We start from the raw sequence: 13,543 nt of genomic DNA on the forward strand, positions 1-13,543 counted from the left end.
GGCGACCCGCGCGGGCCGGGGCTGTCAGTTCGATGGCGTGGTGCATGGCGACGGCTTCCTGGTCGATGAATGGATCAGGCGCTCATCGTCGAGCAAGGCCGCGAGGCGGTCTTGGAGAATCTTGCGGTCGCCGCGCGCGGCCCGGCGGAAGTCGCCCGGCGAGACGCCGGCGGCGCGCCGGAAGGTGCGCACGAAATTGCTGAGGTCGGCAAAGCCCACGTCGAGCGCGATCTCGGTCACGGGCCGGTCGCCGTCGGCGAGCAGGCGCGCCGCGTGGCGCAGGCGCGAGCGAACGAGGTACTGGTGCGGCGTCACGCCCAGCACCTGGGAGAACAGGCGCAGGAAATGGAAGGCGCTGAGCCCGGCCTCGGCCGCGGCCTGTTCGAGGCCGATGTCCTCGTGCGAACCCTCGGCGATCCACATCGCGGCATCGACGGCGCGGCGCCGGTCGCGCGCGGAGGCGGCGTCGGGCCGCGGCGCCTCGCGCCCCTCTACCAGATCGACGAAGCGATAGGCGAAGCGCATGCCGACCTCGTCGACGCCGAGGTCGCTGCGGCCCTCGACCGCGGCCTGCGCGAGCTCGCCGAGCACCATCAGCCCGGGCAGCGGCGGCAGGCCGCCGGCCTGCCAGGTACCGCGCCCGCCGCCGATCAGCTCGACGAAGCCCGGCGAGAGGTGGAAGGCCAGGCACTCGTCGCCGCAGAGGTGGTGGTCGTGGGTACAGACGTATTCGTCGCCCGGCGCGCCGACGAGCACCGAGCCGGCCACAAGTTCGTAGGCATGGCCGCGCGTGCGATAGCCGAAGCTGCCCTTGCGCACGTACGAGACCGAGTGGCCCTCGTGCATCTCGGCGAAGGGCGGGGCACCGGGCCCCGCGTCGCAGCGGTAGCTCGAGACCCGGATCGGCTCGGTCTGCAGTTCGGTGACCACGATCATGGTGGTTCTCCCGCAGTACCGGCCGCGCGGCGGGTCCTCAGTCGATCGTCTGCATCGCCTGCCACACGCGCGAGGGGCTCAGCGGCATGTGCAGGCGCGGCGCGCGGGCGGCATGGCCGTTGCGCGCGAAGGCGTCGGCCACGGCGTTGACGATGGCCGGCGTGGCGCCGATGGTGCCCAGCTCGCCCACGCCCTTGACGCCCAGCGGGTTGTTCTTGCAGGGCGTCGACTCGTCCATCTCCATGTGGAACATGGTGCTGACGATGTCGGCGCGCGGCGCCGCGTAGTCCATCAGGCTGCCGGTGACGGGCTGGCCGGTCTCGTGGTCGTACACCACCTGCTCGTAGAGCGCCTGGCCGATGCCCTGCACCGCGCCGCCCTCGAGCTGGCCGCGCACGATCATCGGGTTGACCACGCGGCCCACGTCGTTGACCGAGCTGTAGGCCACCACGCTGATCTCGCCGGTGGGCGGATCGATCTCGATCTCGCAGATGTGGCAGCCGTTGGGCCAGGTCGGGCCGGCCACGGTGCTGGTGGAGTCGACGAAGATCTCGCGCTCGGGCTGCTTGCCCGCGAGCGTGAACAGGTCGAGCTCGAGGTCGGTGCCGATCACGGCGAACGCGCCGCGGCTGTAGGTCACGTCGTCGATCGCGACCTCGAATTCCTGGGCCGCGAGTTCGCGTGCCTTGTCGATGGTGCGTTCGGCGCCGATGCGCACCGCCGAGCCGCCGGTGAACAGCGAACGCGAACCCGCGCTGCCGAAGCCGTCGCCGCGGTCGGTGTCGCCGAGCACCACGCGCACCTTCTCGATCGGCACGCCGAAGGCGTCGACCGCGAGCTGCGCCAGCGAGGTGGCGATGCCCTGCCCCATGGCGTTGACGGCCGAGAACACCTCGATCACGCCGTCGGCCTGCACCGAGACGGTGACGCGCTCCTCGAACACGTTGCCGCCGGTCCATTCGAGGAAGGTGGCGATGCCCAGGCCGCGGTGGCGGCCGTTGCGCGCCGATTCGGCGGCGCGGCCCTCGAAGCCGTTCCAGTCGGCCAGGCCCAGCGCCTGGTCCATCACCGACTCGAACTTGCCGGTGTCGTAGGTCTGCGCCATCGGGTTCTTGTACGGCATCTGCTCGGGGCGGATGAAGTTGCGCCGGCGCAGCTGGATGCGGTCGATGCCGGTCTGGCGCGCGGCCTCGTCCATCAGCCGCTCGATGGTGAAGATCGCCTCGGGCCGGCCGGCGCCGCGGTAGGCGCCGGTGGGCGCGGTGTTGGTGAGCACCGCCTTGAAATGGAAGTCGATGGTCTGGATGTCGTAGACGCTGGTCTGCACCCAGGGGCCGATCAGCAGCTGGATCGCGACGCCGGTGCCGGTGGCGTACGCGCCGACGTTGGCCAGCGTCTTGATGCGCAGCGCGAGGATGCGGCCGTCGGCGTCGAGCGCGAGCTCGGCCTTCGCCTCGATGTCGCGGCCGTGGGCGCTCGAGAGGAATTCCTCGCTGCGGTCGGCCACCCACTTCACGGGGCGCTTCACCTGCAGCGCCGCGAAGGCCACCGCGATGTCCTCGGGATAGGCGCCGGTCTTCATGCCGAAGCCGCCGCCGACGTCGCCGACCACCACGCGGACCTTGTCCTTGGCCAGGCCGATGGCGGCGCAGATCGAGTCGCGCACGCCCGAGGGCATCTGGGTGCTCATGCGGATCGTGAGGCGGCCGGTGTCGGCGTCGGGCGCGGCGAGCACCGAGCGCGGCTCGATGGTCAGCGCCACCACGCGCTGGTTGACCACGTCGAGCGCCACCACATGGGCGGCCTTGGCGAAAGCGGCCGTGGCGGCCTCGCTGCTGCCGTGGCGCATCTCGGCCGCGATGTTGCCGCCGGCCTCGTCGCACAGCTGCGGCGCGCCGTCGGCGGTGGCGGCCGCGAGGTCGACCACCATCGGCAGCTCCTCGTACTCGACCATCACGGCTTCGGCCGCGTCGCGCGCCTGCTGCACGGTGTCGGCCACCACCACGGCGACGGCCTCGCCGACGAAGCGCACGCGTTCGTGCGCGATCGCACGGCGCGCGGGGCTGGCGCTGTCGCTGCCGTCGGCGCGCTTGAAACCGGCGGCGCCGGGCATCGGCTTGACGCCGGCCGCGGCCAGGTCGGCACCGGTGATCACGGCGAGCACGCCGGGCAGCGCGAGCGCCGCCGAGGTGTCGATGGCGGCGATGCGCGCGTGGGGGTACGGGGAGCGCAGGAAGACCAGGTGGGACTGGCTCGGCAGGGACACATCGTCCGTGTAGCGGCCGGCACCTGAGAGAAGACTCTGGTCTTCGAGCCGGCGCACGGCCTGGCCGCTGCCGAAACGCATGGGGTTGGGGTCTGTGGTCAACGTGGTCCTCTTGTACCGGGCCCGCGCACAACGCTGGCGCGCGGGGCCGTCATGGGGTGCTTCTTCGAAGGAAGCTCCGCACTATATGTGAGCTGGAGCAAACGTGTGCGCCTTTGGACGAGTGCATTGGGAGGGCACCAGAAAAGGGCGTGCTCGAGCGACCCGTGGCGCGACCGGCGTCGGGTTTTCGCCCTCGATACGAAGATGCGCCCCGCAAGCCGTGTATACCTACGGCCATGCGACAACTGCCCTGGCTCGAACCCGGCGATGCCCTGCCCGACCCCTCGACGGCGTGGGGGATCGCCGACCCCGTGCCCGGGCTGCTGGCTGCCGGCGGCTCGCTCGACGTCGATACTCTCTTGCGCGCCTATGGCCGCTGCGTCTTCCCCTGGTTCAGCGAGGACCAGCCGATCCTGTGGTGGAGCCCCGATCCGCGCATGGTGCTGCAGGTGGAAGATTTCCGGCTCCATCGCTCGCTGCGCAAGACGCTGGCGCGTTTCGCGCAGGCGCCGGGCTGCGAGATCCGCATCGACCACGACTTCGCCGCCGTCATCCGGGCCTGCTCCGGCTCGGCCCGACCGGGCCAGTCGGGCACCTGGATCGTGCCCGACATGGTCGCCGCCTATACCGACTTGCACCGGGCCGGCCATGCCCACAGCGTCGAGACCTGGATCGACGGCGAGCTGGCCGGCGGCCTCTACTGCGTGGCGATCGGCGGCGCCGTGTTCGGCGAGTCGATGTTCACGCGCCGCCCCGACGCCTCGAAGACCGCGCTGGCCGCGCTGGTGTGCCTGTGCCGGCGCTTCGGCGTGCGAATGATCGACTGCCAGCAGAACACGGCCCACCTCGCGAGCCTGGGCGCGCAGGAAATGCCGCGCGAACGCTTCGTCGAACACGTGGCCCGGGCCCGGGAAGCGCCGGGGCCCACGTGGCGTTTCGAGCCCGTATACTGGTCCGAACTCCTGTCTGCGCGACCTTCTCACCCGACGTGACGCACCTCAAGGATCTCCCGCTCCACACGCTGCAGTTCTACGCGACCGCGCCCTATCCCTGCAGCTACCTGCCGGACCGCCAGGCCCGCTCGCAGGTGGCCACCCCCAGCCACCTGATCCACAACGACGCGTACTCGGACCTGGTGCTCAGCGGCTTCCGGCGCAGCGGCATGTTCACCTACCGCCCCTACTGCGACGGCTGCCGCGCCTGCGTGCCGCTGCGGGTGCTGGCCAATGCCTTCAAGGCCTCGCGCAGCCAGCGCCGCGCGGTCAAGCAACATGCCGACCTGCAGGCCCGCGTGCTCAAGCTGTGCTTCGTGCCCGAGCACTACCAGCTCTACCTGCGCTACCAGAACGGCCGCCACGCCGGCGGCGGCATGGACCACGACAGCATCGACCAGTACACCCAGTTCCTGCTGCAGAGCCGCGTGAACTCGCGGCTGGTCGAGTTCCGCGAGACCCTGCCCGACGGCAGCGCGGGCGCGCTCAAGATGGTGTCGATCCTCGACGTGCTCAACGACGGCATCTCGGCCGTCTACACCTTCTACGAGCCCGAGGACGGCATGGCCTACGGCACCTACAGCGTGCTCTGGCAGATCGAGCAGGCGCGCAAGCTCGGCCTGCCCCACGTCTACCTGGGCTACTGGATCGAGCACAGCCCGAAGATGAACTACAAGGCGCGCTTCGCACCCCACGAATTGCTGATCGATGGCCGGTGGCAGCGCGCCAGCGATTTCACAAGATAAAATGGCGCCCGGTCTTCACCGCACAGCGCCATGAGAAAAAACCATTCCGACATTCCGGCCACCCCCGTCATCCAGGTCATCGAACGCATGTTCGCGCTGATCGACGTGCTGGCCTCGCGCGAAGAAGCGATTTCCCTCAAGGAAATCAGCGAAAAGACGGGGCTTCATCCCTCCACCACCCACCGCATCCTCAACGACCTCGCGGTCGGCCGGTTCGTCGACCGCCCCGAGGCCGGCAGCTACCGGCTCGGCATGCGCCTGCTGGAGCTCGGCAACCTGGTCAAGGGCCGGCTCAACGTGCGCGACGCCGCGCTGGGCCCGATGCGCGAGCTGCACAAGCTCACGCAGCAGCCGGTCAACCTCAGCATGCGCCAGGGCGACGAGATCGTGTACATCGAGCGCTCCTACAGCGAGCGTTCGGGCATGCAGGTGGTGCGCGCCATCGGCGGCCGCGCCGCGCTGCACCTCACTTCCACCGGCAAGCTGTTCCTGGCCGCGGACGATCCGCAGCGCGTGCGCAGCTACGCCACGCGCACCGGGCTCGCGGGCCACACGCGCAACAGCATCACGCAGCTGCCGGCGCTCGAGCGCGAGCTGTCGAAGGCGCGCCAGTACGGCATCGCACGCGACAACGAGGAGTTGGAGCTGGGCGTGCGCTGCATGGCCGCGGGCATCTACGACGACCAGGCCAAGCTGGTCGCGGGGCTGTCGATCTCGGCGCCGGCCGACCGGCTCGACGAAGGCTGGCTGCCCAAGCTGCAGGCGACCGCGAACGAGATCTCGGAGGCGCTGGGCTTCAAGCAGGGCGTGGCGCCCGCTGCCGGGGCCGTGGCCGCCGCGCCGGTGTCGCCGGCAGGCGGAGCCTCCACCCCCGCACCCTGAGGCGCCTGGGCACCTTCCTGGGTCCCCCAAAAACCCCAGCACCATGAAAAAAGCCGGCGACCGCCGGCTTTCGTCTTTGGGGCGGGCCCAATCAGCCCGCGACCTGGTACGCAACGTTGCGCGAAGCGGCCGGTGAACCCGGCACGGCGTGCGTGGCCTCGACCCAGCGGCGCACGCGTTCGGCATCGGCGATGCGGCTGAACTTGCCGGCCGAATCGAGGAACACCATGATCAGCTTGCGGCCCGCGACCCGGGCCTGCATCACCAGGCACTGGCCGGCTTCGGAGATGTAGCCGGTCTTCTGCACGCCGATGTCCCAGTCCGGGCTCCTCACGAGGCGGTTGGTGGTGTTGAACTGCAAGGTGCGGCGGCCGACCTCGACCTGGTACTCGGGCGAGGTGGACAGCGAACGCACGGTGGCGTCGGCGTAGGCGGCATTCACCAGCAGCGCCAGGTCCTGCGCGCTCGACTGGTTGCGGCTCGACAGGCCGGTGGGCTCGACGTAGCGCGTGTCCTTCATGCCGAGCATGCGCGCCTTGGCGTTCATGATGCTCACGAAGGTGCTGAGGCCACCGGGATAGGTGCGGCCCAGCGCGTGGGCGGCTCGGTTCTCGCTCGACATCAGCGCCAGGTGCAGCAGTTCGCCGCGCGTGAGCGTGGTGCCGACCGTCAGGCGCGAGCTGCTGCGCTTCTCGGTGTCGACGTCGTCCTGGGTGATGGTGATGAGCTCTTCGTTCGGCAGCTTGGCCTCGCTGATCAGCAGGCCGGTCATGAGCTTGGTGAGCGAGGCGATCGGCAGCACGGCGTGGTCGTTCTTGCTGAACAGCACCTCGTGCGTGTCCTGGTCGACCACCAGCGCGACGCTCGACTTGAGTTCGAGCGCGTCGTCTGTGGTGTGCAGGCCGGCCATCTGGCCGAAGGACTGGCGCGGCGGCGCCTCGACACGGACCACCGAGCGGCGCTGCACGGCCACAACGGTCTTGCCGTTTTTCTTCTGCAGGGTGGCCACCACGTTGCGGCCACCACGGACCACCTTGTCGGCTTTGTCTTCGCGGCCGCCACGCTTGGCGACCTTCGACGACGCGGCATTGCGCTTCACCTCGACCGGCGCGGCGCCGCGGGCTTTCTTCGAGACGGCCGCCGTCTTGGCGGGGGCGGCCTTCTCTTTTTTGGCGGCCTGGGCGCCGGACAACAAAAAGCCGTCGCGCAGAACGCGACGGCGAGAGTGCGAAGGCTTGAAACGCGGTGGAGACGGGCTTCGGGCATGTACAAAATCTCCAGCGGCAGGAATAAGAACCGCAGTGTATCGAAATCAAAAAAGGCACGCAATATCAGCTACTTGCATCCTTTTCTTCATTCGAATACCAAGGATCGCCCGAAAACCTAACCTTGTGCCGCCACTCTCTCAGCTTGGCTCTGTAACTTGTTGAGCGCACTCAAATAAGCCTTTGCCGACGCCACAACGATGTCGGGATCCGCCCCAACGCCGTTGACCACCCGTCCCGCGTTTTGTAACCGGACTGTAACTTCTCCCTGGCTTTCCGTCGAGCCACTGATGGCATTGACCGAGTAAAGCACCATCTCGGCGCCGCTCTTGACGTGCGACTCGATGGCCTTGAGGGAAGCATCGACCGGGCCATTGCCATCCGACTCGCCCGTGACTTCCTTGCCATGGACGGTGAAGACGACCTTCGCCTGGGGGCGTTCGCCGGTTTCGCTGTGCTGAGCGAGAGAAACGAAAGCAAACTGTTCGCCAACGTTCGCACCCTCCTCCGCGCTGACAAGCGCGAGGATGTCCTCGTCGAAAATTTCGGACTTGCGGTCGGCCAGCTCCTTGAAGCGCAGGAAGGCGGCATTGATCTCGCCCTCGCTCTCCATGGTCACGCCGAGTTCCTGCAGCCGCTGCTTGAAGGCGTTGCGCCCGCTGAGCTTGCCCAGCACGATCTTGTTGGCGCTCCAGCCCACGTCCTCGGCACGCATGATCTCGTAGGTGTCGCGCGCCTTCAGCACGCCGTCCTGGTGGATGCCCGAGGCGTGGGCGAAGGCATTGGCACCCACCACCGCCTTGTTGGGCTGCACCACGAAGCCGGTGGTCTGGCTGACCATGCGGCTCGCGGCCACGATGTGCTGGGTGTCGATGTTCAGCGAGAGCCCGAAGTAATCCTTGCGGGTCTTCACGGCCATCACCACCTCTTCGAGCGAGCAGTTGCCCGCGCGCTCGCCGAGGCCGTTGATGGTGCACTCGACCTGGCGCGCGCCGCCGATCTTCACGCCCGCCAGCGAGTTCGCCACCGCCATGCCGAGGTCGTTGTGGCAATGCACCGACCAGATCGCCTTGTCGCTGTTGGGAATGCGCTCGCGCAGCGTCTTGATGAAGTTGCCGTAGAGCTCGGGGATCGCGTAGCCCACGGTGTCGGGCACGTTGATCGTGGTCGCGCCCTCGGCGATCACGGTCTCGAGCACGCGGCACAGGAAGTCGGGATCGCTGCGGTAGCCGTCCTCGGGGCTGAACTCCACGTCGGCCACCTGGTTGCGCGCGAAGCGCACCGCGAGCCGGGCCTGTTCATGCACCTCGTCGGGCGACATGCGCAGCTTCTTCTCCATGTGCAGCGGCGAGGTCGCGATGAAGGTGTGGATGCGGCCACGCGCTGCGCCCTTGAGCGCCTCGGCGGCGCGCGCGATGTCGCGGTCGTTGGCGCGCGAGAGGCCGCACACCGTCGAATCCTTGATCGCGTTGGCGATCGCCTTGACCGCCTCGAAGTCGCCGTTCGAGCTGGCCGGGAAGCCGGCCTCGATGACGTCGACCCGCAGCCGCTCGAGCTGCTTGGCGATGCGCAACTTCTCGTCGCGCGTCATCGAGGCGCCGGGCGACTGTTCGCCGTCGCGCAAGGTGGTGTCGAAAATTATGAGTTGGTCGGTCATCGTGGTTCTCCTTCGTTTCTGGCCACCTGGCGCATCGGGCGGGATGGGGTTCAGACGGTCGCGGTCTCCGATTGTGCGCTGTGCGCGCCATTGCCCCTGGCGCGCTCCACGCCCGAGACGATCGCCTTCAGCGACGCGGCGATGGTGTCCTCGTCGATGCCCACGCCGAACAGGGTGCGCGACTCGTCCACGCGCAGCTCCAGGTAGGCCACGGCCTTGGCATCGGCACCGGCGCCGATCGCATGCTGGTGGTAGTCGATGACGCGCACCGCATGGCCCGTCGCGGCGCTCAGCGCGTGCGTGAAGGCATCGATGGGACCGTTGCCGCGGCCCTCGATGGCCACGGTCTCGCCGTTCCAGGCCAGGTCGCCGCGCAGAAGCACCGAGGCGTTGGCGCCGTCCTTGCCTTCCTCCTGCAAGACGCGGTGCTGGAGCGCCTGCACCGACTCGATGCCGTACTCGCGCACGAAGAGCTGCCAGAGGTCCGCGGCCGTGAGTTCCTTGCCCGCGACGTCCATCACGCGCTGCACCGTCTGGCTGAATTCCATCTGCAGGCGGCGCGGCATCTCGATGCCGTACTCGCTCTCGAGCAGGTAGGCGATGCCGCCCTTGCCCGACTGGCTGTTGACGCGGATCACGGCCTCGTAGCTGCGGCCCACGTCCTTCGGGTCGATCGGGAGGTAGGGCATGTCCCAGATGTCGCCGTCCTTGCGCGCCGAGAAGGCCTTCTTGATCGCGTCCTGGTGCGAGCCCGAGAACGAGGTGTAGACCAGGTCGCCCACGTACGGGTGGCGCGGATGCACAGGGATCTGGTTGCAGTGCTCGACCGTGGCCCGGATCTCGTCGATGTTCGAGAAGTCCAGTTCGGGCGAGACGCCCTGCGTGTAGAGGTTGAGCGCCACGTTGACGAGGTCGAGGTTGCCGGTGCGCTCGCCGTTGCCGAACAGGCAGCCTTCGATGCGGTCGGCACCGGCCATCAACGCGAACTCGCCGGCGGCGGTGCCGGTGCCGCGGTCGTTGTGCGGGTGCACCGACAGCACGATCGCGTCGCGACGCTCGAGGTTGCGGTGCATCCACTCGATCATGTCGGCAAAGATGTTCGGCGTGGAGTGCTCGACCGTCGACGGCAGGTTGACGATGCACTTGCGCTCGGGCGTCGGCGCCCAGACCGCGGTGACCGCGTCGACCACGCGCTTGGAGAACGCGAGGTCGGTGCCCGAGAACATCTCGGGCGAGTACTGGAAGGTCCAGCGCGTGTTCGGCTGCTTCGCGGCCATCTCGTTGAACATGCGCGCATGCGTGGCGGCGAGTTCGACGATGCCGTCCTCGTCCATGCCGAGCACCACGCGACGCATCACGGGCGCCACGGCGTTGTACAGATGGACGATGGCGCGCGGAGCGCCTTGCAAGGCTTCGAAGGTGCGGGCGATCAGGTGGTCGCGCGCCTGCGTCAGCACCTGGATCGTCACGTCGTCGGGAATGCGGTCTTCCTCGATGAGCTTGCGCACGAAGTCGAACTCGACCTGCGACGCGGAGGGGAAGCCGACCTCGATCTCCTTGAAGCCGATGGCCACGAGGGTCTCGAACATGCGCATCTTGCGCGTGATGTCCATCGGCTCGACCAGGGCCTGGTTGCCGTCACGCAGATCGGTCGACAGCCAGATCGGCGCCTTGGTCAGCACGGCATCGGGCCAGGTGCGGTCCTTGAGACCGATGGGCGCGAAGGCACGGTATTTGGCTTGAGGTTGCTTCAACATGTCGATTTCTCTGCTGTGATGGTTGGTGATCAACCAGCAACCCCAAAAACAAAACGGCCCGTTGCTGGTGCGAACGGGCCGTGGTGATGGATTTGCGCGTGCGCTACCGTCTCCGCCCGTGAGGGAGAGCTAGTAGGGACAGCAGCGAAATCATCTTCGTCATGAGGGTTGCGAATTTAGCACAGGCATCGAGTCTTTGTGAAGACTGTGTCCCGATGCCTGTCTCAGTTGTGCAAACCGCGCTCGTCGGGTTCCTCGGTCGAGGTGCTGATCACGCTGGTCTGCTGACCCTTGGCCTTGCGCCATGCATAGACCACGTAGCCGCTCAGGCCGTAGACCACGAAAAGGCCGAACAGCACCGTCGGCGGATGGATGTTGATGACCGCGATGCCGAGCGCGATCAGCACGATCACGGCGAAGGGCACGCTCTTCTTCATCTGCACGTCCTTGAAGCTGTAGAACGGCGCGTTGGTCACCATCGTGAGGCCCGCATAGAGCGTGAACGCGAAGGTGATCCAGGTGATCTGGGTCCACGAGAGGTACAGCACCTCGCCGCCGCGCTTGCCCCACTCGGTCATGAGCCAGATGAAGCCGGCCACCAGCGCCGCAGCCGCGGGCGACGGCAGGCCCTGGAACCAGCGCTTGTCGACCACGCCGGTGTTGACGTTGAAGCGCGCGAGCCGCAGCGCCGCGCAGGCGCAGTAGACGAAGGCCGCGATCCAGCCCCAGCGGCCCAGGCCCTTGAGCGACCACTCGTAGGCGATCAGCGCGGGCGCGGCGCCGAACGAGACCATGTCGGACAGCGAGTCCATCTGCTCGCCGAACGCGCTCTGCGTATTGGTCATGCGCGCCACGCGGCCGTCGAGGCTGTCGAGCACCATGGCCGCGAAGACGCCCAGCGCGGCGAGGTCGAAGCGCGCGTTCATCGCCATCACGACCGAATAGAAGCCGCCGAACAGCGCGGCCAGGGTGAAGAGGTTCGGCAGGACGTAGATGCCCTTTCGCCGCTTGCGCGGCTGGACCTCGTCGGGGACGGTGTCGTCATGCATTGGATTGGTCTCCGTCCCTCATGGGCATTGTCGGTTCAGCTATCTCTTCGATAGCAATTCGGTCACTGGATCGCATCCCAGGGAGTGTAGTTCAGGGGCACGCCCGGCCCTCCAAGCAAAAGGGCCACCGCGAGGGTGGCCCTTGGGAATCGGGCGCCGGAGCGCCCTGCTCGCCGGAAGATCAGTTGCGGGTCTGGTCGACCAGCTTGTTCTTCTTGATCCAGGGCATCATCGCGCGCAGCTTTTCGCCGACGACTTCGATCTGATGCTCCGCATTGAGGCGACGGCGGCTGATCAGCGCGGGCTGGCCGGCGGCGGCTTCGAGCACAAAGCTCTTGGCGTATTCGCCGGTCTGGATGTCGCGCAGCACTTGCTTCATGACCTTCTTGGTCTCGTCGGTCACGATGCGCGGGCCGGTGACGTACTCGCCGTATTCGGCGTTGTTCGAGATCGAGTAGTTCATGTTGGCGATGCCGCCTTCATAGATCAGGTCGACGATCAGCTTGAGTTCGTGCAGGCATTCGAAGTACGCCATTTCGGGCGCGTAGCCGGCTTCCACCAGCGTTTCGAAACCGGCCTTGATCAGTTCGACCGTGCCGCCGCACAGAACCGCTTGTTCGCCGAACAGGTCGGTCTCGGTTTCTTCGCGGAAGTTGGTCTCGATGATGCCGGCCTTGCCGCCGCCGTTGGCGGTGGCGTAGCTCAGCGCGAGGTCACGCGCCTTGCCGGTCTTGTCCTGGTGCACGGCCACGAGGTGGGGCACGCCGCCGCCTTGGGTGTAGGTGCTGCGCACGGTGTGGCCCGGGGCCTTGGGAGCGACCATCCACACGTCGAGGTCGGCGCGCGGCTGCACGAAGCCGTAGTGCACGTTGAAGCCGTGCGCGAAGACCAGCGAAGCGCCTTCCTTGATGTTGGGCGCGACGTCGTTCTTGTAGACGTTGGCGATCTGCTCGTCGGGCAGCAGGATCATGACGACATCGGCGGACTTCACGGCATCGGCCACTTCGGCGACCTGCAGGCCGGCCTTGCCGACCTTGTCCCACGAGGCACCGCCCTTGCGCAGGCCGACCACGACCTTCACGCCGCTGTCGTTCAGGTTCTGCGCGTGCGCGTGGCCTTGCGAGCCGTAGCCGATGATGGCCACCGTCTTGCCCTTGATCAGGCTCAGGTCCGCGTCCTTGTCGTAATAAACCTTCATGATGTTCTCCAGATAGATATGCGAGTTGCAGTGTGTTGTGCCGTTCGTCCTGAGCCTGTCGAAGGGCTCAATGCAGTCCCCGCTCGCGCGGAGGCTTCGACAAGCTCGGCCCGAACGGACGGCGACCGAGCTCCGTTTTCATCGGGTCAGACCCGCAGGATGCGTTCGCCGCGGCCGATGCCGCTGGCGCCGGTGCGCACGGTCTCGAGGATGGCGCTGCGATCGATCGCCTCGAGGAAGGCGTCGTTCTTGCCATGGTCGCCGGTGAGCTCGATGGTGTAGCTCTTGTCGGTGACGTCGATGATGCGGCCGCGGAAGATCTCGGCCATGCGCATCATCTCCTCGCGCTCCTTGCCCACCGCGCGCACCTTCACCATCATGAGCTCGCGCTCGGTGTAGGCACCTTCGGTCAGGTCGACCACCTTGACCACCTCGATCAAGCGGTTCAAGTGCTTGGTGATCTGCTCGATCACGTCGTCCGAACCGGCGGTGACGATGGTCATGCGCGACAGGCTCGCATCCTCGGTGGGCGCGACGGTCAGCGATTCGATGTTGTAGCCACGGGCCGAGAACAGGCCCACCACGCGGGAAAGAGCGCCAGGCTCGTTTTCCAGCAGAACGGCAATGATGTGTTTCATGTGTGCGTGACTCCTCTTTTCGCCAGCGCGGAAGCTTTCGCTTTCGCCGCCCTCC

The 13,543-nt window shown here is 67.4% G+C and carries 11 protein-coding genes; 3 read left to right on the forward strand and 8 right to left on the reverse strand.

Going from position 1 to position 13,543, the window contains the following annotated elements:
• Positions 1-24 precede the first annotated feature (24 nt).
• Both ACHMXE_RS29240 and ACHMXE_RS29245 read right to left on the reverse strand, forming a co-directional pair.
• Positions 25-936, reverse strand: coding sequence for a helix-turn-helix transcriptional regulator (locus ACHMXE_RS29240; RefSeq protein WP_395347671.1), 912 nt, complete (start codon positions 934-936; stop codon positions 25-27).
• A 37-nt stretch (positions 937-973) separates the two neighbouring features.
• Positions 974-3,304 carry a xanthine dehydrogenase family protein molybdopterin-binding subunit gene (locus ACHMXE_RS29245; RefSeq protein ID WP_209540616.1) on the reverse strand — a complete coding sequence of 777 codons (2,331 nt, stop codon included), beginning with the start codon at positions 3,302-3,304 and terminating at the stop codon, positions 974-976.
• Positions 3,305-3,540: 236 nt separating this feature from the next.
• On the opposite strand from ACHMXE_RS29245, the gene aat reads away from it, so the two are divergent.
• Genes aat through ACHMXE_RS29260 form a run of 3 tightly spaced genes read left to right on the forward strand, consistent with a single transcriptional unit; the run spans position 3,541 to position 5,924 of the window.
• On the forward strand, positions 3,541-4,296 hold the full coding sequence (aat, locus tag ACHMXE_RS29250; protein ID WP_395347672.1) for a leucyl/phenylalanyl-tRNA--protein transferase: 756 nt from the start codon (positions 3,541-3,543) through the stop codon (positions 4,294-4,296).
• Positions 4,293-5,042: an arginyltransferase gene (locus ACHMXE_RS29255; RefSeq protein WP_203205672.1), complete on the forward strand. Its 750-nt coding sequence runs from the start codon at positions 4,293-4,295 to the stop codon at positions 5,040-5,042. The genes aat and ACHMXE_RS29255 overlap by 4 nt, the downstream gene beginning before the upstream one ends.
• A gap of 30 nt (positions 5,043-5,072) precedes the next feature.
• Positions 5,073-5,924, forward strand: coding sequence for an IclR family transcriptional regulator (locus ACHMXE_RS29260; RefSeq protein WP_395347673.1), 852 nt, complete (start codon positions 5,073-5,075; stop codon positions 5,922-5,924).
• 91 nt (positions 5,925-6,015) lie between these two features.
• Here the strand turns inward: ACHMXE_RS29260 and ACHMXE_RS29265 are convergent, their stop codons facing one another.
• The 6 genes from ACHMXE_RS29265 to ilvN form a co-directional block, all read right to left on the reverse strand.
• A complete protein-coding gene (locus ACHMXE_RS29265; protein ID WP_395347675.1) occupies positions 6,016-7,116 on the reverse strand; it encodes a serine hydrolase in 1,101 nt (366 codons plus the stop codon).
• A 191-nt stretch (positions 7,117-7,307) separates the two neighbouring features.
• Positions 7,308-8,846, reverse strand: coding sequence for a 2-isopropylmalate synthase (locus ACHMXE_RS29270; RefSeq protein WP_203205670.1), 1,539 nt, complete (start codon positions 8,844-8,846; stop codon positions 7,308-7,310).
• A 50-nt stretch (positions 8,847-8,896) separates the two neighbouring features.
• The gene (leuA, locus tag ACHMXE_RS29275) at positions 8,897-10,603 is read right to left on the reverse strand and encodes a 2-isopropylmalate synthase (RefSeq protein ID WP_296798309.1); all 1,707 of its coding nucleotides are present in this window, start codon (positions 10,601-10,603) and stop codon (positions 8,897-8,899) included.
• A gap of 224 nt (positions 10,604-10,827) precedes the next feature.
• Positions 10,828-11,652 carry a CDP-diacylglycerol--serine O-phosphatidyltransferase gene (pssA, locus tag ACHMXE_RS29280; RefSeq protein ID WP_057592484.1) on the reverse strand — a complete coding sequence of 275 codons (825 nt, stop codon included), beginning with the start codon at positions 11,650-11,652 and terminating at the stop codon, positions 10,828-10,830.
• Positions 11,653-11,833: 181 nt separating this feature from the next.
• Entirely contained in the window at positions 11,834-12,850 is a 1,017-nt protein-coding gene (gene ilvC, locus ACHMXE_RS29285; protein WP_057592485.1) for a ketol-acid reductoisomerase, read from the reverse strand.
• 146 nt (positions 12,851-12,996) lie between these two features.
• Positions 12,997-13,488, reverse strand: coding sequence for an acetolactate synthase small subunit (gene ilvN / locus ACHMXE_RS29290; RefSeq protein WP_012747479.1), 492 nt, complete (start codon positions 13,486-13,488; stop codon positions 12,997-12,999).
• Between the last annotated feature and the right edge of the window lie 55 nt (positions 13,489-13,543).

This window comes from Variovorax sp. UC122_21, from assembly GCF_044056785.1.
Classification (GTDB): Bacteria; Pseudomonadota; Gammaproteobacteria; order Burkholderiales; family Burkholderiaceae_C; genus Variovorax.

Coding starts and splice junctions, on each gene's coding strand:
- pssA (WP_057592484.1), bottom strand. CDS start 11,652: ATGCATGACGACACCGTCCCCGACGAGGTCCAGCCGCGCAAGCGGCGA.
- ACHMXE_RS29260 (WP_395347673.1), top strand. CDS start 5,073: ATGAGAAAAAACCATTCCGACATTCCGGCCACCCCCGTCATCCAGGTC.
- ACHMXE_RS29270 (WP_203205670.1), bottom strand. CDS start 8,846: ATGACCGACCAACTCATAATTTTCGACACCACCTTGCGCGACGGCGAA.
- ilvN (WP_012747479.1), bottom strand. CDS start 13,488: ATGAAACACATCATTGCCGTTCTGCTGGAAAACGAGCCTGGCGCTCTT.
- ACHMXE_RS29240 (WP_395347671.1), bottom strand. CDS start 936: ATGATCGTGGTCACCGAACTGCAGACCGAGCCGATCCGGGTCTCGAGC.
- aat (WP_395347672.1), top strand. CDS start 3,541: ATGCGACAACTGCCCTGGCTCGAACCCGGCGATGCCCTGCCCGACCCC.
- leuA (WP_296798309.1), bottom strand. CDS start 10,603: ATGTTGAAGCAACCTCAAGCCAAATACCGTGCCTTCGCGCCCATCGGT.
- ilvC (WP_057592485.1), bottom strand. CDS start 12,850: ATGAAGGTTTATTACGACAAGGACGCGGACCTGAGCCTGATCAAGGGC.